Origin of the sequence: Kitasatospora sp. NPDC005751, from assembly GCF_040630835.1 — a bacterium.
In the GTDB taxonomy this organism is placed as follows: Bacteria; Actinomycetota; Actinomycetes; order Streptomycetales; family Streptomycetaceae; genus Kitasatospora.
Genome location: NZ_JBEXYC010000054.1, coordinates 1 through 20,896, shown reverse-complemented (window position 1 = coordinate 20,896; position 20,896 = coordinate 1). Strand labels below are relative to the sequence as shown.

20 protein-coding genes are annotated in these 20,896 nt (G+C 74.0%); 13 read left to right on the top strand and 7 right to left on the bottom strand.

Annotated elements, in window-relative coordinates; all coding sequences use genetic code 11:
- The first annotated feature begins 250 nt into the window (after nt 1–250).
- From ABZ497_RS30195 to ABZ497_RS30175, 5 genes are all read left to right on the top strand, one after another.
- Nucleotides 251–472, top strand: a complete 222-nt coding sequence (locus ABZ497_RS30195; RefSeq protein WP_359809748.1) for a hypothetical protein — start codon at nt 251–253, stop codon at nt 470–472.
- Between the two features lie 485 nt (nt 473–957).
- Nucleotides 958–1,647: a polyprenyl diphosphate synthase gene (gene uppS / locus ABZ497_RS30190; RefSeq protein WP_359809782.1), complete on the top strand. Its 690-nt coding sequence runs from the start codon at nt 958–960 to the stop codon at nt 1,645–1,647.
- A 128-nt stretch (nt 1,648–1,775) separates the two neighbouring features.
- Nucleotides 1,776–3,215, top strand: a complete 1,440-nt coding sequence (locus tag ABZ497_RS30185) for an oxygenase MpaB family protein (protein ID WP_359809780.1) — start codon at nt 1,776–1,778, stop codon at nt 3,213–3,215.
- Between the two features lie 171 nt (nt 3,216–3,386).
- Entirely contained in the window at nt 3,387–3,863 is a 477-nt protein-coding gene (locus ABZ497_RS30180; RefSeq protein WP_329491633.1) for a hypothetical protein, read from the top strand.
- Nucleotides 3,864–4,191: 328 nt separating this feature from the next.
- A complete protein-coding gene (locus ABZ497_RS30175) occupies nt 4,192–4,707 on the top strand; it encodes a hypothetical protein (protein ID WP_359809746.1) in 516 nt (171 codons plus the stop codon).
- Nucleotides 4,708–4,868: 161 nt separating this feature from the next.
- Here the strand turns inward: ABZ497_RS30175 and ABZ497_RS30170 are convergent, their stop codons facing one another.
- Nucleotides 4,869–5,786, bottom strand: coding sequence for an RNA polymerase sigma-70 factor (locus ABZ497_RS30170; RefSeq protein WP_359809744.1), 918 nt, complete (start codon nt 5,784–5,786; stop codon nt 4,869–4,871).
- On the bottom strand, nt 5,783–6,985 hold the full coding sequence (locus ABZ497_RS30165; protein WP_359809743.1) for an FAD-dependent oxidoreductase: 1,203 nt from the start codon (nt 6,983–6,985) through the stop codon (nt 5,783–5,785). The genes ABZ497_RS30170 and ABZ497_RS30165 overlap by 4 nt, the downstream gene beginning before the upstream one ends.
- 762 nt (nt 6,986–7,747) lie before the next feature.
- Between ABZ497_RS30165 and ABZ497_RS30160 the strand changes: the two genes are divergently transcribed.
- Together ABZ497_RS30160 and ABZ497_RS30155 are read left to right on the top strand one after the other, a co-directional pair.
- Nucleotides 7,748–9,595 carry a phospholipid carrier-dependent glycosyltransferase gene (locus ABZ497_RS30160; protein WP_359809738.1) on the top strand — a complete coding sequence of 616 codons (1,848 nt, stop codon included), beginning with the start codon at nt 7,748–7,750 and terminating at the stop codon, nt 9,593–9,595.
- Between the two features lie 360 nt (nt 9,596–9,955).
- Complete coding sequence (locus tag ABZ497_RS30155; RefSeq protein ID WP_359809736.1) at nt 9,956–11,245, top strand: glycoside hydrolase family 16 protein; 1,290 nt, start codon at nt 9,956–9,958, stop codon at nt 11,243–11,245.
- A 364-nt stretch (nt 11,246–11,609) separates the two neighbouring features.
- On the opposite strand, the gene ABZ497_RS30150 is transcribed toward ABZ497_RS30155, so the two are convergent.
- From ABZ497_RS30150 to ABZ497_RS30135, 4 genes are all read right to left on the bottom strand, one after another.
- A complete protein-coding gene (locus ABZ497_RS30150; protein ID WP_359809734.1) occupies nt 11,610–12,278 on the bottom strand; it encodes a phosphatase PAP2 family protein in 669 nt (222 codons plus the stop codon).
- Nucleotides 12,275–12,892, bottom strand: a complete 618-nt coding sequence (locus tag ABZ497_RS30145) for a phosphatase PAP2 family protein (RefSeq protein ID WP_359809732.1) — start codon at nt 12,890–12,892, stop codon at nt 12,275–12,277. Before ABZ497_RS30145 ends, ABZ497_RS30150 begins: the two co-directional genes overlap by 4 nt.
- On the bottom strand, nt 12,889–13,536 hold the full coding sequence (locus tag ABZ497_RS30140) for a DedA family protein (RefSeq protein WP_359809730.1): 648 nt from the start codon (nt 13,534–13,536) through the stop codon (nt 12,889–12,891). Before ABZ497_RS30140 ends, ABZ497_RS30145 begins: the two co-directional genes overlap by 4 nt.
- Before the next feature lie 110 nt (nt 13,537–13,646).
- The gene (locus tag ABZ497_RS30135; protein WP_359809728.1) at nt 13,647–13,802 is read right to left on the bottom strand and encodes a hypothetical protein; all 156 of its coding nucleotides are present in this window, start codon (nt 13,800–13,802) and stop codon (nt 13,647–13,649) included.
- 141 nt (nt 13,803–13,943) lie between these two features.
- Between ABZ497_RS30135 and ABZ497_RS30130 the strand changes: the two genes are divergently transcribed.
- The 6 genes from ABZ497_RS30130 (at nt 13,944) to ABZ497_RS30105 (ending at nt 19,782) form a co-directional block, all read left to right on the top strand.
- Entirely contained in the window at nt 13,944–14,621 is a 678-nt protein-coding gene (locus tag ABZ497_RS30130; protein WP_329491643.1) for a response regulator transcription factor, read from the top strand.
- Nucleotides 14,614–16,095, top strand: a complete 1,482-nt coding sequence (locus ABZ497_RS30125; RefSeq protein WP_359809725.1) for an ATP-binding protein — start codon at nt 14,614–14,616, stop codon at nt 16,093–16,095. The genes ABZ497_RS30130 and ABZ497_RS30125 overlap by 8 nt, the downstream gene beginning before the upstream one ends.
- A 263-nt stretch (nt 16,096–16,358) precedes the next feature.
- Entirely contained in the window at nt 16,359–16,676 is a 318-nt protein-coding gene (locus ABZ497_RS30120) for a hypothetical protein (protein WP_359809723.1), read from the top strand.
- A 288-nt stretch (nt 16,677–16,964) separates the two neighbouring features.
- Nucleotides 16,965–17,705, top strand: a complete 741-nt coding sequence (locus ABZ497_RS30115) for a class I SAM-dependent methyltransferase (RefSeq protein ID WP_359809721.1) — start codon at nt 16,965–16,967, stop codon at nt 17,703–17,705.
- A 152-nt stretch (nt 17,706–17,857) separates the two neighbouring features.
- Nucleotides 17,858–18,304 carry a DUF1772 domain-containing protein gene (locus tag ABZ497_RS30110; RefSeq protein ID WP_359809720.1) on the top strand — a complete coding sequence of 149 codons (447 nt, stop codon included), beginning with the start codon at nt 17,858–17,860 and terminating at the stop codon, nt 18,302–18,304.
- A 386-nt stretch (nt 18,305–18,690) separates the two neighbouring features.
- Nucleotides 18,691–19,782 carry a vWA domain-containing protein gene (locus ABZ497_RS30105; RefSeq protein ID WP_329491648.1) on the top strand — a complete coding sequence of 364 codons (1,092 nt, stop codon included), beginning with the start codon at nt 18,691–18,693 and terminating at the stop codon, nt 19,780–19,782.
- Between the two features lie 37 nt (nt 19,783–19,819).
- Here the strand turns inward: ABZ497_RS30105 and ABZ497_RS30100 are convergent, their stop codons facing one another.
- A complete protein-coding gene (locus ABZ497_RS30100; protein ID WP_359809718.1) occupies nt 19,820–20,611 on the bottom strand; it encodes a hypothetical protein in 792 nt (263 codons plus the stop codon).
- Nucleotides 20,612–20,896: the final 285 nt, after the last annotated feature.

The window sequence follows — 20,896 nt, the reverse complement described above, 5'->3', positions numbered from 1 at the left end:
GGCGGCCCACAGCGGAAGGACCTCGACGGTGGCGCGGGCGTCGCGCCGGTGCCCCTCGGCGCCGCGCCCCGGGCCGACGGCGGGACAACGGGGACGGGTGCCGGCCGGCTGACGGGCAGCCTCGGAGTTCACTGGGCTCATGCGTCGCAACCTACTCCGGGGCACTGACAGGCCCGGTGCGGGCGGATCGACGGTCCGACCGCCACGGAACGGGCGGTGGTGTACCGGGCGGCGTCCCACCCGGTTCGGCTTGGCCACGGACAGCCTCCAGAGTGCCGCGCCGGCCGGGCTCGGTGGCGAACTCGGTGAGCACGGCGAGGACTGGCCCGACGCGCTGGTACTCGCCGCCGAGTGCGCGGCGGCCGAGGGCATCCGTGAGGCGCTCCCGGCCCTCGACGCCCTGAGCGCCGCGGGGGCGCCGGCTCGCGTCCGGGCGGAATCGGCCCGACTGGCCGCGATTCTGACGGGGTGACGGCCGCGCGGGCTGTCGACGGCCCGGCCCGGGCGCCGGCGCGCGCCGTCGTCGTCCACCGCACCGCTTCGCGGTCCGCGCCGCCCGGGTCCACCGGTGCGACCGTCATCACCGGCTGGAAGTACGCCGGCTCCGCCGGTTCGCCCACCCCGGGGGGCGGCCGAGGGCGACCGACCCGGCAGCTGGAGGCCGGTCCGGACCTCCGAGCACCCGGGCCGCCCTTCGGCCTCCGGTGCCGCAGGCGGTGGCGGGAGGCCCCGCCGTCACCGGATCGGGTGAAGATCGCCCGATCGCCGGACAGTACGGCCCGGGCCCCGGCACGCTCATGACGGCCTCGCGGAGATCGCGGGCCGGTGGCGAGCGGAGGGGCGGCAGTGGTGGTGGAGCAGGTCTTCGGAGGTCTCGCGCCGCCCGGGGGAGCGGCCGTGCCCCGGCCGGCCGCAGGGGAGCGCTCGGCCCCGGTGCCACGTCATGTCGCCTGTGTGATGGACGGGAACGGCCGCTGGGCGGCGCGGCGCGATCTGCCCCGCACCTCCGGTCACCGCGCGGCCGAGGCGACGGTGATCGACGTCATCGAGGCGGCCCGGGCGTCCGGCGTCCGGTGGCTCAGCCTGTACGCGTTCTCCACCGAGAACTGGAGCCGCCCCGGCGAGGAGGTCGACTACCTCCTGCACCTGGTGCGCCGGGTCGTGCGCAAGCACGCTCCGCTGTTGCACGCGCGCGGGATCCGCTGCCGCTTCCTCGGCGGCGCGGATCCTCGGATCCCGGCCGCACTGGCCCGCGACTTCGCGGACCTGACGACGCTCACCAGCCGCAACCGGGGCATGACACTGACCGTGGCGTTCGACCACGGCGGGCGCCGGGACATCGTCGAGGCCGCGCGCTCGCTGATCCGCAGCGGTGCGTCGGCCGAGACCCTCGACGAGGAGGGCTTCGCGGCCCACCTGCCGTTCCCCGACACCCCCGACGTGGACCTGGTCATCCGGACCTCCGGGGAGCAGCGCATCTCGAACTTCATGCTCTGGCAGGTCGCCTACGCCGAGTGGATCTTCCCGCCGGTGCTCTGGCCCGACTTCCGGGCGACGCACTTCCTGGAGTGCCTGAACACCTATCAGCGACGCCACCGCCGCTTCGGCGGGGTGGCGGCCGACACGAATGGAGAGGCCGGATCGTGACCCGGACGACCGACGACCACCCGGAGGGCGAGCACACCGCCCCCGGAAGCGGAGCCACCCCCACAGCCGGGGCCACTCCCGCACCCGGAGCCACTCCCGGAGCCGGGTCCACTGCGCGGCCCGGACCGCTGTTCGGCCCGGGCACGCGGTTCCACCGCCTCTTCGACGACCCGTGCTGGGCCGTGGCCATGATCCGGGCGACGGTCCTGGAAGCCGCCCACCCGCAGATCGGTGCGGCCCTGGTCGACAGCTCCACCTTCCTCACCCACCCCTGGCGCCGGATGACCAACACCCTGCGCAGCCTGCAGCGCGTGACCGGTGCGGACGAGGCGGCCCGGGACCGGGAGGTGGCCCGGCTCAACCGGATGCACGCGCGGATGAGCGGCACCGACGCGGCGAACCGGCCCTACGACGCGATGGACCCGGCGGCCCGCGCGTGGGTGGTCGCCACGATGTTCGAGAGCGCCGTCACCATGTTCCGCTGGAGCGGGCGGCCGCTCGACCAGGCCGCGATGGAGGAGCTGTACGCGCAGTTCCTGGCCTTCCAGGCGCTGCTGGGTGACTCCTCCGGCCAACTCCCCGCCTCACTGCGGGACTTCTGGCCGTACTACGACCGGGTGGTCGAGGAGGAGCTGGAGAACACCGAGGCGCTGCGCACCATCCTGTACCACCTCTTCGACCACCTTCCGGCGCCTCCCCTGCTGGAGGGCGTGCCGACGCTGTGGGCGGCCGGCCGGGCCCTCGCCGGGCCGGCGATCGGGGTGGTCACGGTGGCCTCCCTGCCGGAGACGTTCCGCAGGCGGGCCGGACTGACCGAGGTCCCCGGCGCCCAGGCCCTGAGCCAGGCCGCCTACCTGGCCCTCGGTTCGGCGCGCCTGTTGCCGGAGGGCTGGGTCACCGCCGACAACCTTCTCGACCTGATCTCGCTGTCACCCGACAGCGACGACCCCCGGGCCAGGGCGCTGGCCGCCGTGGGTGACGGGATGAAGCGGTTCGGTGCCCTGCTGCGACTGGTCACCCCGCTCCCGGACGAGCCCGAGCGGCCCGGCGCCGGGAGGCCGTCGGGGCGGTCGGCACGGGCGGGTGCCGGGCGGCGCGGCGCGGAGGAGTTCTTCGACACCGTGCTGGACCAGACCGGGAACGGCTACCTGGACTGGCCCGACCTGGCGGCCATGGCACGGGAGCTGTCCGGCCGCCTCGACCTGGACGAGCCGGAGGAGACCAGGCTCTACGACGCCTATGCCGCCTGGTGGCGTGAGCTCCAGTCGACGCTCGACACGGACGGCGACGGCCGGGTCAGCCGGCAGGAGTACGCGGAGGCGGTTCCCTCCCTCGCCGGCCCCGCCCTGATCCGGGTCGCCGAGGTGCTGTTCGACGTGACCGATGCCGACGGCAACCAGAGCATCGACGCGGACGAGTACCGCGCGCTCTTCCGCACCGGCTTCCACCGCGAACTGCTCGACTCGAACGGGACGTACACGCGGGCCGCGTTCATCAAGGACTTCCTCGCCTTCATGGCGGGCCGTCAGCGCTCCACCGCCTACGACCCGCTGCTCGCCCAGGCGTGATCCGGCCGGGGCGGTGAGGTCGGGGACGTCGGCGGGCACGGCGGCGGCGCTCGGGGCGACCCGGTCACGCCGCCGTCACGGGAAATTCACAGCACGGGGTCTACTCGCATAGAGGGCGCCGGGGCCATCCTGGCCCGGTCCGAGGTTCAGCGCCCTCACCGGGAGACGCAGATGAAGCCCCGCACCGCAGCCACCGTCATCGCCCTGGCCCTGGCCGGGCTCGCCGTCACGGCGCCCACGGCCGGCGCCAGTGGCACCAAGGTCTCGCAGTCGACCGCCGCCGGTCAGTTCAGGAACGCCGGCATCACGTGGAGTTCCAGTGGCGGCTGTACCACCCGGTCCAACTCCACCTGCACGTCGTTCGAGCAGATCAACTCCGGCACGGTGAGCACGATCATCACCCTGAAGCAGTCCAGCGGCTGCGCCATCAACATCACGGGTGGCACCGAGGTGGGCCACGCCTCCGGAACGTACAGCCACTACAACGGCTACAAGGTCGACATCTCCCGCAACTCCTGCATCGACGCCTACGTCCAGAACTCCTTCACCTACATCGGCTACCGGGGTGACGGCTACCCGCAGTGGAAGGCCGCGTCGGGCAACCTCTACTGCAACGAGGGCAACCACTGGGACATCCTGGTCTACTGACCCCGGCCTCCGGTGGGGGCGCGCCCGGCCTGCCCCCACCGACCGGCCGGACCGCGGTGTGGTGGGAGCCCGACGAACGCGCGTCGCCGCGGTCGGGGCGACCGGCGGCGACGGAACTCCGCTGCGGCGCAGCCCACTTCCGCCGGCCGCGCCTCCTCTCCCCGGCCCGCTCCCTGCTCCCCACCCCTGCTCCCCACCCCTGCTCCTCACCCGTGCCCCGCGCCGGGAACCGGCCCGGCATCGGCCCGGCGGCGAACCCTGGCCCGGTCGCCGGCCGTTCAAGGGAAGAGGAGTACGGAACAGTCGAACCAGCCCGCGGGAGTGACAGATGCCGAAGTACCGAGGCGCCCACCGGATCACGGTGACCGGCGTGCAGGCCGACCGGCCGCAACGGGCCGTGGCGACTGTCCGGGGCGGCGGCACCGTCGTGGTGCCGGGCGTCGTCGGTGCCAGCGAGCTGATCGATGCCGCGGACTGGGAGCTCTCCGTCGAGCACGAGCACGACGGCGTCTGGGGGCCCAGCATCCGCGCCGTCGTGGGCCGCTGGGAGGAGCGTGGCGGCACCCACAGCCAGGTGGTCCGGTGCACCGACCGCGACCGGAGCGGCTACCCCGGCGGCCGCAGCCTCGTCCTGCGGATCGACCGGGAGGACCCGCGCCCCCCGGCGGCCCCCGCGTCCGCCCCCGCGCCCCGGTGGACCGGTACCGAGTCGGCCGACCGCCAGGAGGCCCCGGGCCGGGGCGGCGCCCGGATCAGCACCTCCGGCTCCGACCTCCCGTCGACCCGCACCGCCGACACGGCCACCACCTCCGGCGGCTTCCACACCACCTCCGGCGGCTGGTAGTCCGCGGCCTCGTCGGCCGTCAGGGGCGGCGTCCACGACGTGGGCACCGTCCCGGCGGCCGCTCGCGCACCCGCCCGGGCCGTGCCCGGTACCGCTCCCATGACAGTGAGGTCGCAGACCGGGCGCGCGGGGCCCGGAGAGCGTCGGCGACCCACGGCGGCTCAGCGCAGGTCGTGGCGGGTGCCGTCGCCGACGGCGCGGAGCTTGTCCGGGTTGGCCACGTTGTGGATCGTCGAGATCCGCCCTTCGGGGTCGAACTCGAAGGTCAGCGTGGCGACCACGCGGTCCGGGCCGCGGAAGACCAGGCCCGGGCCGCCGTTGATCGAGGTGAGCTCCGCCCGCATCTGCCCGGGCTCGATGCCCTGATAGGTCACGCTGCCGAGCGCGGCGAACCAGCGGGCCACCGTCTCCAGGCCGACGACCGGCTTGAGGGCCTGGCGGACTTTGCCGCCGCCGTCGGTCCACAGCGTCACGTCCGGGGAGAGCAACTCCATGAGGGTGTTGATGTCGCCGCCCGACGTCGCCGCGAAGAACCGTTCGGTGACGTCGCGTCGGCGGGCGGCGTCCGCGGTGAAGCGGGGCCGGCGGGCCTGGACGTGCTCGCGGGCGCGGTGCCCGGCCTGGCGCACGGCCGGCTCCGAGCGCTCCACCGCCTCGGCGATCTCCGCGTAGCTGAAGGCGAAGACCTCCTTCAGGACGAACACCGCGCGCTCCAGCGGGCTCAGCGTCTCCAGGACGACCAGCAGGGCCATCGAGACCGAGTCGGCCGCGGCGATGTCCTCGGCGGTGTCCGGGAGGGTGAGGATCGGCTCGGGGAGCCACGGTCCGACGTAGGTCTCGCGCTGGTGGCGGGTCGACCGGAGCCGCTCCATCGCCAGGTTGGAGACGATCCGGGCCAGGTAGGCCTTGGGGTCGGCGACCTGGGAGCGGTCGGCCGCCGACCACTTGAGCCAGGCGTCCTGGACCACGTCCTCGGCATCGGCGGCGGTGCCGAGGAGGCGGTAGGCGACGGAGAAGAGCAGGTTGCGGTACTGCTGGAAGACGAGCTGGTCGGCGTCGTCCTGTCGCGGCTGGGTCACTTGGCGCTCCGGATCCTGGTGTAGCGGCCGCCGTGCGGCCAGAACGCGCCCGAGGCGGGCATCTTCTTCATGCGGGCGAAGGTCGGCCACGGCGCGGCGCTGACCGTCTCCTTGTACTTCGCGGCCCGCTTGCCGGTCAGCACGAGCCGGCGCGGGGTGTCGTCGGGGTGGGTGAACTGGACGACGGCGTCGTGCCGGCCCAGGCTGACGGGTGTGTGGTAGTAGCCGAAACGGAAGGGCTTGGGCTCCTTGCCGGCCAGGACCCGCAGGAGTGAGAGGGCCGCGTGCACGCCGGTGGGCATGCCGCTCTGGCAGGTCCCGTGCATCACGCCGTAGCCCTGGCGGACCGCCGCCGCGTCGCCCACGGCGTAGACGTCCGGGTGGGAAACCGAGCGCAGGGCCGGGTCGGTGACCACGCGGCCGCGCTCGTCGACGGTCAGGCCGGCGGCGGCGGCCAGCGGGGAGACGCGGGTGCCGCTGGTCCACAACACCGCGTCCGCGGGGAGGACGGTGCCGTCCGCGAGTTCGACGCCGTCCGGCAGGACCTTGACCACCTCGACGCCGCCGCGCACCCGCACACCGAGCCGGGCGAGCGCCGCGTCCAGGTGGGCCTTGGCCTTCGGGTGCATGGTCGCGCCCGGCTCCTGACGGCCCAGCAGCTCCACCCGGAGCTCCGGGTACCGCTCGGCGATCTCCGCCGCGGCCTCCACGCCGGTGAGGCCGCTGCCGCCGACCACGACGGTCCCGCCGCCGAGCCGGGCCAGCCGGTCGGCGAGGAGCGCGGCGTCCTGCGGGCTGTCGAGGGTGTGGGCGTGGTCGTCCACGCCGGGGACGGCGTCGGTGTCGGCGACGCTGCCCAGGCCGTAGACCAGGGTGTCGTAGCGCAGGACCCGGTCGTCGTCGATCCGGACGGTCTTCGCCCCGGCGTCCACGGCGGTGACCCAGCCGCGGACGAAGGTCGCACCGGTGCCGTCCAGCAGCTCCGGGATGCTCATCGCGGCCGTCTGCTGGCCGGTGGCGGTCATGTGCAGCCGGAGCCGCTCGGTGAAGTGCTCGTCGGGGTTGACCAGCGTCACCCGCAGATCCGCGCGCTTGCGGGTGCGGGCCGCGAGCTGGATCGCCGCGGAGAGTCCGGCGTAGCCGGCGCCCAGGACCAGGACCTCGTGCTGCCGTGTTGCTGTCGTGTTCGTCATCGTCATCGTCGCCTTCGTGTCGGTCGTTCCCGCCGTGCGGACAACCACCAGACGCGAGCTGCCCTCCCGTTCGTGACACGGGGCCGAAGTGACCCGCGTCACATCGCCGAGAGGAGTGCGCGGGCGCGCGGCACAAGCCCCCCGAGTGCCGCGACGCAGAGCATTCAACCATGATCGACTCGGCGTCGCGGGGGGCCGGGGAGCGGCGGGACCCGCAGGTCGGCGGCGGCTCCGGTCCCTCCGCACGCCGCCCGGCCGTGCCCACCGTCGGTCCGGCTCCGGCCGTCGAAGGGACTGGAGGCGTCCACGTGACTTCCCTGCCCCGGACGCGACCGCCATGCGCGCCACCCTGGACACGGCCTTCACCCGCGGCGCCGGCTACGTCTACGCCACCGACGACGAGCTGGACATCCCGTGGGACGCTGCCCCGGCTTGGGGTTTCGCCACCGAGACCGCCTACGTGGCCACCAAGGGCTGGCGGGGGGTCTGCCCGTCGCCGGGGTCCGGGTGCCCCGGCCGCGACGGCGGTGGGCGTCACCCCGGTGGGGTGTCCTCGCCGCCGCCTTGCGAAGGGCCGGCGCTGAACCGGAGTGCGGCTCCGTTTCGTTCTTCCTGGTGTCTTTCGGGCGCTCTGCGGACTCGTGCCGGAGCGCCCGGAGCCTCGGTGCGCACCCGAACGCCCCGTCGGCGTGCGGTGCTCCGGGGTCCGCCGCTGCGGCGGGTTGCTCTTCTGGACATTATATGTCGGTAGCCTATATATGTAGCTGCATGACACAACGCTCCACGCAGCCGCAGACCCTGCCGCGGCCCGCCGTCCCCGACGTGGGCCGGGCCGGTGCCACGGAGACCACCGGGCCCGCCCGTCCCGCCGACGGCCTGTCAGGCCTGTTGGGCCTGGTGGCGCTGCGGTTCGAGGTGGCCCGCGGCCGGCGCTGGTTCTGGCCGGTGGTCCTGGTGGCCGGATACGCGGTCGAGGTCCTCTTCCGCCTGGTGCTCGTCCGGCACCTGAGCTACCCCTCGGTGCACCCTGACGAGGACTCCTACCTGGTACTGGCCCGCGTGCTGGCCGGCCGGCCGACCACCGAGATGCCGGTCGGTGTGGTGATCCCGGGCGGCTATCCGTTGCTGATCTCCCCGGCGTTCCGGATCGCCGACGACCCGGTCATGGCCTATCACCTGATCATGGGGATCAACGCGCTGCTGAACGCGCTGGTCTTCCCGCTGGCCTACCTGGCGCTGCGCCGGCTGGGCCTGCGCCGGCTGCTGGCGTACGTCTTCGCCGGGGCCACCGCGCTGCTGCCGCCGGTGATCTTCTACTCCGAGTTCGTCATGTCGGACACCGTGCTGCCGGTGCTGATCCTGGCCTGGCTGCTGTGCCTGCACGGCTGGCTGAGCGAGGGCCCGGTCAAGCACCGCTCCTGGTACGCGGCCGGCACCGGCGCGGCCGCCGCGTACACGATGGCCACCCACGACCGCGGCGGCGTGGTGGTGGCGCTCACCGGAGTGGTCCTCGTCGGGGTCCTGGCGCTGCGCTGGGCCCCGTGGCGCACCACGCTGGTCGGCCTCGGCTCCCTGGGCGTCGGCGTGGTGGGGGTCAAGGCGCTGTCCTGGTGGCTCGACCGCCAGTTCACCGTCGAGCCGAGCGACGTCGGCGGCTACCTCTGGAAGGGCCTCACCGACCCCGACAAGACCGGGATGACGCTGACCCGGGTGGCCGGGCAGATCTGGTACTTCATCGTCTCCACCTGGGGCATCGGCGGCCTGGCGGTCGTGGTCTGCCTGTTCGCGCTCTTCAGCGGCCGCTTCCCGCGGCCGGACCGGATCGTCGGCGGGGTGCTGGCGGCCCTGCTGGTCGGCACCGCGCTCGCCTCCGCCGCCGCCCTGCCGGACGACGGGCGGGTCGACGACTGGGTCTACGCCCGCTACCTCTCGTTCCTGGTCCCGGCGGCCTTCGTCGTCGGCGCCGCCGTGCTCTCCCGGCTCGGCCGCCGCCGGCTCGCCGTCACGGCGGCCGTCACGGTCGGCCTCACGGTGCTCCTCGGCAAGCTGGTCGTCTGGTCCGCGGGCTCGGCGCTGACCACCAAGCTGTTCATCGGCTGGGCCCTGCCGGACGTCACCTTCCTGGCCACCGACTGGATGCGGCTGAACGTCATGCGCTCGTCCGTCGCCGCCTTCGTCGTCCTGGGCGCGGTGGTCCTGTTCCTGGCCGCGGGCGGGCGCCGGGTGCTCTGGGCGATCGGACTCTCCCTCGCGCTGTTCGCCGGCTTCGCCACCGCCACCATCACCGAACAGGTCAGCTACCCGCACGCGAACTACCGCAAGCCGCTGGCGACCGGCTTCACCAAGGCCTCCGGGATCAAGCCCACGGACAACGTGGTCCTGGCCTGGGACCTCGACGGGGGTCTGCGCAACGCCCAGGCCTTCGAGGTCTACCTGGGCCGGGTCTGGTACCGCGACCCGCGCTGGCAGCCCGTCCCCGCGGAGGCGACCGTCCTGGTCACCCCGGCGGCCCCGGAGGGCAAGGCCACCGACGGGTACTGGCCGGAGCACCCCGCCGAGTGGTACGTCGCGAAGGAGAACCGGGCGCAGGGCTGGGCGCTCTGGCGCAAGTCCTGACCGCGGGCGCCCGTCGGCCGTTGGCTGGCGCCCATGCCCGTCGCCTGCCGGGCCGACCGCGTGACCGGGTCGGCCGGGCGGGCCGGCGGGGCCCGCCGAGCGGACGCCCCGTGTGGCCCCGGTCACCTGTGCCGCACCTCACAGGTGTTCCCGCAGGCGGCCCTCATGCCCGCTCTGACCTGCTGGTTCGCCCGTGGAGAGGCAGTCGCCCCAGGTGCCTGCACGGGGTGGGCCCGGGCTCCGCGGCTTGCGAAGGACGCGTCCGTTCGCACAAGCTCCACCCTCGACGGGCTCTCCTCCGCTCCTGCCGCGGACGGGGCCCGCGGCTCTCCAGGGGGGCAGGAAAGGTACTGCCACAGCATGAGAACCCTGCGAAACAACGCCCGACACCGCCGGGGCGCGCCGACGGCGTGGAAGCGGCTGACCGTCGCCGGACTCGCGGCCGCGGCCGTGACCGCCGGCACCGCGACCTGGGCGGTGCAGTCCGAGGCGGCCACCAGCCCGGTCACCGTCGACTCGCTCGGCATCACGCCGACCTCGCCCGCGCCGGACTCGGCCGTGACCGCCACCGCCAAGGTGCACGCGAACAAGCGGCTCAAACTGCAGAGCCTGACCATCGCGGTGCGCTCGGCGAGCGGCGCCAACTACGACTTCCCCGGGGCCGTCGCCACCACGCTGGGCACCCGGCAGACCACCGTCACGCCGAAGAGCCGGACCTTCCCCAGCGGCTCGTACACCTATTTCGTCGCCTACCAGGCCTCGGACGGCTGGCACAACCTGACGCCGGTCCACAGCTTCACGTCGAGCGGCGGCACCGTGACGCCGACGCCCACCCCGACGCCGACCCCCACGCCGACGCCGACGCCGACGCCCACCCCGACGCCCACCCCGACGCCGACGCCCACCCCGACGCCCACCCCGACGCCCACCCCGACCCCGACGCCGACCCCCACCGGCTCCACCGGCGGTCCGCTGGGCATCGCGGGAAGCTGGCGCCCGGTGTTCGCGGACGAGTTCAACGGCAGCACCGTCGACAGCGCCAAGTGGACGCCCAACTGGTTCGGCTGCCAGACCTGCACCACGCAGCCGGTCAACCCCGACATCGAGCTGGCGGCCTACGCCCCGTCGCAGTCCACCGTCAGCGGCGGCTCGCTGCACCTGAACATCGCCCAGCAGCCGACCGTGGTGAACGGCAAGACCTACCCGTACCGATCCGGCATGCTCTCCTCCAACGGCAAGGCGGAGTTCACCTACGGCGCCTTCGAGGCACGGATCCACCTGCCCGCCGACGGCTCGCAGATCGCCAACTGGCCGGCGTTCTGGACGGACGGTCACAACTGGCCGGCCGACGGCGAGATGGACGTCATGGAGGGCCTGGGCGGCCAGGCCTGCTACCACTACCACTCGCCGTCCGGCGGCCCCGGCGGCTGCGCCACAAGCAACTACAGCGGCTGGCACACCTACGGCGCCGAGTGGAAGCCGGGTTCGGTGACCTACTTCTACGACGGCAAGCAGGTCGGACAGATCACCACCGGCATCAGCTCGTCGCCGCAGTACCTGATCCTGAACAACGCCGTCTGGTCCGGCGGCGGTCCGTCGGCGACCCCGGCCGACATGCAGGTCGACTACGTGCGGGTCTGGCAGCACTGACCTGCCGTCCAGCAGCACAGTACGGCGGTGGCCCGACCTCCCGGGGTCGGGCCACCGCCGTTCCCGGAGCGTCCGCGTCGTCGGATCCCCGTTCGGCCTCCGGGGCCCGAACGGCCGCCGGTCGGCCGGGCCGGACCAGGTGCGCGTCCGTGGCCGACCGAGGCGGGGAACCGGAAACCGGCTCCCCGCGGGTGCGACCGAGGCCCCGCGCTCCGGGGGAAGCGCGGGACCTCGGCGGATCAGGAGCCCGGACCGGGCGACCCGGCCGGGCCGGGGGCGGTCGCCGTCCGAGCGGTGCGGCAGGGGTGTGAGACCGCGGCACGGCCGGGTTCCCCGTCGAGCCGTGCGCAGGCTGGGCCGGCCGCTACGGGACTTCGGGCGCGGGAGCCCTCGGTCGCGTCGGGGGACGCGGGACGATCGAGGCGGCGGCCAGGCAGCCGGCGGCGAGGAGCCAGGCGCCGAGGACGTCCAGGGGCCAGTGCACCCCGAGGTAGATACGGCTGAGGCCGATCGAGCCCGCGAACAGGGCCGCGGTCACGACGGCGGCCCGGGCCGCCCGGGGGTGGGCGCGGGCGACGGCGAGGGCGAGCAGGCCCGCGCAGAGCGCGGAGGTGAAGGCGTGTCCGGACGGGAAGGCGAATCCGGAGGCGGTGAACGCCCAGTCGGTCCGCGGCGGCCGGGGGCGGCCGAAGGCGTGCATCAGGCCCTGGCGCAGCAACTGGCCCGCGGCCAGGCAGAGCACGGGGGCGAGCACGGTCCCGGCGGTCGCACGGCGGGACCGGGCGGCGGGGGAGGCGCGCAGCGTGACGAGGCCCGCGGCCAGCACCAGGAGGTAGGGCGCGACGCCCGTGCCGAGCGAGGTGACGGCGAGGGCCACCGTCTCGGCGACGGGCGGGCGGTGCGCGACGCTCCAGTCGACGCCGGTCCGTTCGAACGGGAAGGGTGCCCAGTCGTGCGCGGCGAGTACGGCCGCCAGCACGGCGAACGCCGCCCAGCTCCCGGCGAGGACGGCGAGCCGTCGGCGGCCGGTCACGCGGTGAGCCACCGGCGCGCGCCGCCCGACCGGGCCCGGTCCACCACGCCCCCGCCCCGCCCGGCCAGGAGGCCGAGCCCGTATCCGGCGCAGACGCCCACCAGCGCGCCCAACGCGACATCGTGCGGGTAGTGGACGCCGACCAGCACCCGGGAGGCGCCCATCGCGGCGGCCAGGAGCAGCGCTAGCGCGCCGATGCGGCGGCTGACCTGCCACAGTACGGCGGCGCCGGCGAACACGATGACGGTGTGGTTGCTCGGCAGCGACCAGTCCCCGGTGCCGGGGCACGCCTCCAGCGTGGTGCCGGCGTCGAGGACCTGGCACGGCCGTGGCTCGTGCAGCAGGGTCTTGAGGACGGTGTCGGCGGCGAACACGGCGGTGACCACCAGCGGCGCGCCGAGAGCCCGGGCCATGGCGGCGCCGTCGTCGGCGCGGGCGCGCCACCAGGCCCAGAGCAGCAGGACGGCCAGAAGTCCCAGCCCGTAGGCGGAGAACGCGGTGATCACCTCCCGGGCGGGAGCGGGAAGGTGCTGGGCCCAGTGGTCGGCGCGCAGGTACAGGCCGGCGTCGATCGGGCGGCCGTCGAGGGCGAGCGCGGTGGCGGCGGCCGTCATCGGGCTTCCCGGCGGCGGCGCGAGCGGAGGACTTCGAGCACGAGGGGCAGCAGGGAGACCGCGATGACGACGCCGACGATCGGCAGGAGGTAGTGGTCGACATCGGGCACCGACGAGCCGAGCGCGTAGCCCGCCAGGACGAGACCGAGGGTCCAGACGAGGCCACCCACGCTCTGCCAGATCGTGAAGGTGCGGAGGTCGACCCCGAGGGCTCCGGCCAACGGGTTGAGCACGGTGCGGACCACGGGGACGAACCGGGCGAGGACCACGGCCTTGCCGTGGCCGTAGCGGGTGAGGAGTTCATCGGCCCGCAGAGCTCCCTCGTGCAGCCGTCTGTTGCGGGAGCGGGCGAGCAGCGCGCTGCCACCGCGCCGCCCGATGACGTAGCCGACCTGGGCACCCGCGAGGGCCCCGACGGCGGACGCGGTCAGGACCTGGGCCAGGTCGAGGTGCGGTCCGCTGTGCGAGCCGGTGGTGCACAGCAGGCCCGCCGTGAACAGCAGGGAGTCACCCGGCAGGAAGAAGCCGATCAGCAGACCGGTCTCCGCGAAGAGGACCACGGCGATGCCCAGGGCGCCGAACGCGCCGAGAAGGGAACTCGCGTCCAGCGGATTGACGGCCAGCAGGGCGGATGAGGAGAGCATCACGGGGTTGCGCCTTTCCAGAGGGAGCTGTTCGAGCCAGTCGGGGCGGCCGCGGCCGGAGCGCGGTCGCGGTGTCTCCGCGCGCGGCCCGGCCGCGCCGTCCCGGTGGATCAGCCGCCCAGGACCGCGTCGCCGGTGACCGTGCCGGTGGCCCCGTCGACGGTCACCAGGTGCCGGACACCGTCCGGGCCGAGGACCACGGCCTGCCGGCCCCGGCCGCCGCCCGGCTCCTGCGGCGACCGCGTCCCGCCTCTGGGCTCGCTCACTGCGCCCACCCCGATCCTGTGACAAGGCCCGGGACCTGCGCCCGGACGGTACGGCCAGCATGACCGGGCGTTGCTGAAGGACAGCTGAAGACCTGAAGGCACCTTCAGCCGCCCGGTCCGCGGACCTGCCACCCTGGGGGCATGCGAGTACTGGTGGTGGAGGACGAGCGCCGACTGGCCCTGGCGCTGCAGCACGGGCTGACCGCCGAGGGGTTCACCGTCGACATCACCCACGACGGCCTCTCGGGCCTGGCCAAGGCCATGGACCAGGCCTACGACGTGATCGTGCTCGACATCATGCTGCCCGGTCTCAACGGGTACCGGGTGTGCGCGCGGCTGCGGGCCGCCGGCAGCGACGCCGGCATCCTGATGCTGACCGCCAAGGACGGCGAGTGGGACGAGGCCGAAGCCCTGGACACCGGAGCCGACGACTACCTGTCCAAGCCGTTCTCCTTCGTCGTCCTCGTCGCCCGCCTCAAGGCCCTCGCCCGCCGGATCGGCAGCCGCGCACCCCGGCGCACCGTCCTGGGCGACCTCGTGGTCGACTCCGCCGCCCGTACCTGCACCCGGGCCGGCACCGCCATCGCGCTCACACCCCGCGAGTTCGCCGTCCTGGACCACCTCGCCCGCCGGGCCGGCGAGGCCGTCTCCAAGCGCGAGATCCTCGACGCCGTCTGGGACAGTGCCCTCGACAGCGACCCCAACACCGTCGAGGTGCACGTCAGCGCGCTGCGCCGCAAGATCGACACCCCCTTCGGCAGGGCCTCGGTGCAGACGGTCCGCGGTACCGGCTACCGCCTGGCGGCCGACGGTGGCTGACCCGACCGCCGGCCCCGCACCCCGCCGGCCCGCCGCCTACCGCCGGGCCCGCACCGCCCTCGGCAGGCTCCTCGGCCACCCCCGCACGGTGGCCCTCCTGGACCGCCTGGCCCCGCGCTCGGTCCGCACCCGGACCACCGCCGCCGCCTGCCTCAGCGTCGCCGTCGTCCTCGCCGTCGCCTCGGCCGCCGTCATCCTCCTGCTGCGCGTCAACCTCGAACGCACCGTGGAGACCGGCGCCCGCGAACAGGCCCAGGCCGTCGCCCGGCTCGCCACCGACGGGCACCTCGGCAACCCCTTGCCGCTCGACCACGGCACCGACTTCATCCAGGTCGTCGACGCGAACGGCACGGTGGTCGCCGCCAGCCAGAACCTGGCGGGCCACCCGGCCCTCACCCCCGCCGGCCACCGGGAGGGCCACGACACCTTCAACCTCGGCGCCCTGGGCGACGAGCACCACCAGCGCGTCACCACGGTCACCGCCGCCACCCCCACCGGGCCCGCCACCGTCCATGTCGGGGCCTCCCTGCGCACCGCGGACGCCGCCGAGGACCTCACCACGGGCGCCCTCGCCGCCCTGAGCACCGTCCTGCTTCTCACCGTCGGCGCCCTCACCTGGCGGGCGACCGGCCGCGCCCTGCGGCCGGTCGAGGCGATCCGCGCCGAGGTGGCCGCCATCGGCGACCGCGACCTCGACCGGCGCGTTCCCGACCCACGCAGTGACGACGAGATCGCCCGCCTCGCCGGCACCATGAACGCCATGCTCGAACGCCTGGAGGCGGCCGGCACCCGACAGCGCCGCTTCATCGCCGACGCCTCCCACGAGCTCCGCAGCCCTCTCGCCGTGCTGCGGACCCAGCTGGAGGTGGCGCTCACCCACCCCGACGCCGAGGTGCGCGCCGACCTGGTGGCCGGCGCGCTCCAGGACACCGAACGGCTCCAGTCGCTCGCCACCGACCTCCTGCTCCTGGCCCGTCTCGACGCCGGCGGCCACCACCACCCCGACGAGCCGGTCCGCCTCACCGAACTCGTCCGCACCACCGCGCGGGCCTACGGACCCGAGCCCCACCCGGTCGTCCTCGACGCCCCGGACGAGATCACCGTCACGGGCAACGCCCTGTGGCTCGGGCGCCTGCTGACCAACCTCCTCGACAACGCCCGGCGCCACGCCCGACACCGCGTCACCGTGCGCCTGTTCGAGGACAGCGCCACCGGGTACGCCGTTCTGGACGTGAGCAACGACGGCCCCCGGATCGACCCCGCCGACCGGGAGCGGATCTTCGAGCGGTTCACCCGCCTCGACGACGCCCGCAGCCGCGACGACGGCGGCTCCGGCCTCGGCCTGTCCATCGCACGTGACATCGCCACCGTCCACGGCGGCACCCTCACCGTCCTCGACACACCGGACACCACCACGTTCCGCACCCGGCTGCCCGGCGCGAGCCCGGAGCCCGGGGCACGACGGCCTGCGTAGCCGCCCCGAAGGCCGGCCGGCGGCAGACCCCTCCGGCTGGCGACGCGACCGGACGATCTCCGGCCGGCGCGGGCGATGAGCCTCGGGGCCGCGCGCGAGGCGCGTGGTCGCCCCAGTGGTCGGAACCGCCGGGAGTCCTGCCGACTGCCGACCTGGGTGGATGATCGTGCCTCTGAACTGGGAGGAAACATCGGGCACGGACATCCGGGGGGCGCACGGCCCCGCCGAGGTTTGCGACGCCGGGCTCGGGTGACATGTAGGGCATGGGCAGCTATGTGATCACCATTCCCGGAACAGTCCAGCGGCCGGTCGACGACTCCGCTCGCCGTACCCTGCTGGCCGTCGTGCGCGGCGCCGATCCCGAGGAGGTCGGTACGGAGGAGGTCCCCGACCTCGATGTGCTGACCCTGGACGAGCCGGAGGGGACGTTCGTGCTGCGCCTGGAGGTCGAGGCGGCCGACCGCACGGCCGCCGGTGAGGCGGCCCTGGACCTCACCAGGCGAGCCTTCGCGGCGGCCGGGTACGAGGCGGACGCGGTGGGCATGGGCGCCCCGGCGGTCACCGGCATCGACGTCGGCTGATCCGCCCCCGGGGCCCGGCTTCCGCCCCGCCGCCGTCCACGCCCGTGGACGGCGGCGGGGCGGTCGGTGTTCGGTTCCGCAGCGGTGAACACGGACGTCCGAAACGCGGCGGCCCCGTCGGCCGCCGCCATCGCCCGGCGCCTTCGCCCGCCCGGGAGTCACCGATCGGGTGGTTTCGCCGGTGCGGGGTCGAACGTGGGGTGAAGGTTTCGGTCGGCCGGTTTCCGCCGCCGCGGGGGCCGGTATGGAGGCTGTCACCGCTGCCACGACCCAGGGAGAGACCAGCTGATGAGTGATTCGGAGCGCTACGTACGCGCGTGGGAGGGGTTCTGGGCGGAGAACACGGGTGAGCCGGGCGAGCCGTTCTGGGACGCGGATCCGGCGCTGACGGCCGCCCCGCACACCGCCCTGTTCGCGAGCCACGCCGACCGCACGCTGCCCATCGTCGACCTCGGGTGCGGCAACGGCACCCAGACCCGCTATCTGGCCGGCCGGTTCCCCCGGGCGGTGGGCGTCGACCTGTCCGCCTCGGCCGTGGCACACGCCCGTCGGGCGGACCGCGACGGGGTGGCCGAGTTCGAGCAGCTCGACCTCACCGACCTGGCGGGGGTACGGCGCCTCGGTGACCGGCTCGGCGACGCCAACGTCTACCTGCGGGCGGTGCTCCACCAGAGCGAACCGGCGGACCGGCCACCGGTCGCGGCCGCCGTCGCCCTGCTGCTCGGCCGGCGCGGCCGGGGTTTCGTGGTCGAGCCGACCGCCGCCGCGAAGACGGTGCTCCAGCAGGTCGCCGAACGGCCGGGTGGGCCGCCGGAGAAGCTCCGCCAGGTCCGCAAGCACGACCTGCGCCCGGCCGAGGTCACGCCGGGGGAGATGCCCGGGCTGCTGCGCGGCGCCGGGTTGGAGATCCTCGACGAGGGCGGGACGGACCTCGCGATGAGCGAACACCACCCGGACGGCTCCCGGGTCGCGCTGCCGGCCCACTGGTACGTGGTCGCGGCGGCCGGGGGCGGTCCGGCGGGCGGCTGAGGTCGGGGCGACGTCCCGGGGAGAAGGCGGCCGGGGCGACCCGCCGCACCTTGGAGGCTAGCGGCGCTAGACATTCGAGCGGCGACACCTCTAGCATTGCCCCATGACCTAGCGGCGCTAGAAGGCGCGGGGTCCGAACTTGGGGAGGGAACATGCAGAACGCACTGGCCGTCGTCACGGTCGTGGTCGTCGGCCTGCTGGTGGGTGTGGAGTTCGCGGTGGCGGTCTTCGTCAACCCGATCGTCGACGGGCTGCCGCACAACGGCGGACTCGCCGCCCGCAGCGAGGGGGCCCGGCTGCTCGGGCGGGTGATGCCGTTCTGGTACATCGGGTCGGTGGTGCTCGGCGTGGCGTGGTCCGCCGTGACCTGGGGGGACGCCGGGGCGGGGCTGGTCGCCACGGCCGCCGGGCTGCTCGTCCTCAGCGTGGTGATGTCGGTCGCCCTGCTCGTGCCGATCAACTCCCGGGCGGCGCACTGGACGCCGGAGAGCGCCCCGGCGGACTGGCGGGAGCAGCTCGGCCGCTGGGACCGCCTCCACTACCTGCGGGTGGCCGTCATCGTGACCGCGTTCCTCCTCCTGGTCGTCGCCCTTGTCTGAGGGCCCGGCACCTCTCCAGCAGCGTCCGGCGGGCCTGGTCCCGGCGGGCGTTCTGCGCGTCCGGACCGGGCCGATGACCGCTGGACCGGGTCGCGGTCCGCGTTCGGGAGGGGGCGAGGTCGACGGCGAGGAAATCCGCGCCGGACGGTGGCGGGTGCGGTATTCCGAATTCGGGTGACCGCCGGGCGACGAGCGGTGATTCGTCCGACCCGTGCCCGCCGCCGCATTCCGGTTTCCCGTCCTCGGGCAGGCGCATCAGACGGGTCGTCAGTGGGCGGCGAAGACCCAGGTCAGGGCGGATTGTCAGTGCCTCACCGTAGTGTGGAACCAACGTTGGAGGGGGCGCCGGAAGGCGTCGCGAGCGCGTTGGGACAAGGGGTAGAAGAATGTCTGCGAACAGGATCAAGCACAAGGTCAACCACGTTTCCCTGGTGGTCGACAATTCCGGCTCGATGCGCCAGCACGCGGCGCAGCTTGTTCGCGTGGTGGACGAATTCGTGAAGGGCCTTCAGGAGGAGTCCGACCGGCTGGGTCACGAGACCCGCATCAGCCTCTACGCGTTCGACCACGAGGTGGAGAACCTGGTGTGGGACATGGACGTCAAGCACCTGCCGTCGCTGCGCGGTCTCTACAAGGTCAACGGCGGTGCGACGGCGCTGATCGAGGCGGCCGTGAAGTCCGTCGACGACCTGAAGAACATCTGGGAGGGGTACGGGGAGCACTCCTTCCTCCAGGTCGTCGTCACCGACGGTGAGGAGAACGCCTCCGGGTTCTCGCAGAACGGCCGGATGCACACCCAGATGAACGGCGGCCGGGGCAGCACGGTGCTGAGCACGTGGCTGAGCCGCATCCAGAAGGCCATGGACGACCTCCCCGACCACTGGACGTCGGCGATCCTGGTCCCGAACTCGCTGGCCAAGCGCACCGCTCAGGAGTACGGCTTCCCCGCGGGCAACATCGCGATCTGGGACGCGGACTCCAGCAAGGGCGTCGAGGAGGCGATCGGCACCGTCAAGTCGGCCGCCACGAGCTTCCTGCGGGGCCGCGAGCAGGGTGTGCGCGGCACCAGGAACCTGTTCGCGATGGGCCAGGACTTGAGCACCGCCGACGTGACGGCCAATCTCGACGCCCTGGACGCCGGCAAGTACATCCTGGTCCCGGTCGACGAGGCGATGCCGATCCGCGACTTCGTCACCGGCGCCGGGCACCCCTACAAGACCGGCTGCGCCTACTACGAGTTGTCCAAGCGGGAGAAGATCCAGGGCTCGAAGCAGCTCGCGGTGGCCGAGAAGGACCCGGCCACCGGCCGGATGACGGGCAGGGTGTTCTCCGGTCCGGCGGCCCGTCGGCTCCTGGGCCTGCCGTCGGCGGAGGCCACGGTGAAGCCGGGTGACAACCCGTCGTACACCGTGTTCGTCCAGTCGACGTCGGTGAACCGCAAGTTGGTGACGGGCACCAAGCTGCTCGTCATGCTGTGACGGGCACCCGCGGTCCGGCCGCCCCCCTCCGCCACGGTCAGCGCGACGGCGAGGGCGGCAGCGGCTCGACGGGGAGGACGCGGTCCGCTCGCCCGGCCGCACGGGCCCCGCGGCTCGGGTAGACGCACAAGGTGTCGCCGTCCCGGCCCAGTTCGGGATCGGTCCACGCCTCGGTGGCCCGGGGCACGAGGATCCGCGTGACGGCCCGCTCGGCGTCGTGGACGACCAGCGACAGGACGGTGCAGCAGAGGTGTCCCATCGTGTGGCTCTGCTCGGGGTGGTCCTGCGGGCCCTCGGCCTGGACCACGTAGTACCGTCCGTCCACCCAGTAGCCCGAGCTGTCCAGCGTGATCCCGTCCGCCACCCGGACGCCGTCCACCCAGACGTCCGTCCTGGAGTGGTCCGACGGGTCCTGGAGGTGCACGGCGCGGTGCCGGTCGTCGGCGGTGAACTCGACGTCGATCCCGTACGCGCTCCAGCAGTCCTTGAATCCGCTGCAGGCGCCCGGAACCGGACCCGTGCGGTGCCGGGGTGCGGCGGTCGGGTCGTCGTCGGCCCGGTCCTGGCCGCACGTCCCCGGATCGCGGCACGGCCGGTCGATGCGGCGGGTGCACCCGATCCCCAGGGCCGCCACGTCCCGCGGTGAGGCGCGGGACAGCAGCTCGGCCAGCCGCTGGAGGTAGCGCTGCGGCCCGACGAGGGCGAGCAGGTCGCCCCCCTCGTCCCGCCACCACACCAGCAGGTCGACCCCGACGGGGGAGCGGCGCAGCCAGTCCTGCCACTGCTCGGCCCAGGGCCCCCAACGATGGCTCCACTGATGTGCCGCCACCGCCGCGGGACGCTCCTCGGGGAGCGGGACGGCCTCGGCCGTCGCCACGGGCTCGGGGCCGGTGCCGGCCCTCGTGCGCCGTCGCCACCTCACCAAGGCACCCCCGTTCTGCCTCGACCACGGTCCGGCGGCCCCCGGACCCATGGCGAACCGGCCGGCGGACCCGACGATCGTAGAGGGTGCTCCCGGGCAGGTCCAGGCCCGAGTCGGCGATCGCCTCGTCCGCCGCGACCATGGCGAACTGCACGTAGCGGTCGGCCCGTTCGACGTCCTCCGGGCTCAACC